Source organism: Clostridioides sp. ZZV15-6598, assembly GCF_020657705.1.
GTDB lineage: Bacteria > Bacillota > Clostridia > Peptostreptococcales > Peptostreptococcaceae > Clostridioides > Clostridioides difficile_F.
Genome location: NZ_JAGWCS010000364.1, coordinates 1 through 316 on the forward strand (window position 1 = coordinate 1; position 316 = coordinate 316).

The 316-nt window shown below is 54.4% G+C and carries 2 tRNA genes; both read right to left on the reverse strand.

What is annotated here, in order from left to right:
• Positions 1-83: 83 nt before the first annotated feature.
• Positions 84-158 (reverse strand) — tRNA-Asn (locus KGF50_RS22070).
• 6 nt (positions 159-164) lie between these two features.
• Positions 165-238: transfer RNA gene (locus tag KGF50_RS22075), tRNA-Cys, on the reverse strand.
• Positions 239-316 lie beyond the last annotated feature (78 nt).

Sequence of the window (316 nt, forward strand, 5' to 3'; positions counted from 1 at the left end):
CCGGAATCGAACCGGTACGAGAGGTAAGTCCCGCAGGATTTTAAGTCCTGTGCGTCTGCCAGTTCCGCCACTTCGGCTTTTTTTGGCTCCAAGGGTGGGGCTCGAACCCACAGCCTACCGGTTAACAGCCGGTTGCTCCACCATTGAGCTACCTTGGAATATTTTGGAGGCGACACCCAGATTCGAACTGGGGATCAAGGAGTTGCAGTCCACTGCCTTACCACTTGGCTATGTCGCCGCCTTTTTGGTGATCTATCCGCGACTCGAACGCGGGACACCCTGATTAAAAGTCAGGTGCTCTACCGACTGAGCTAAT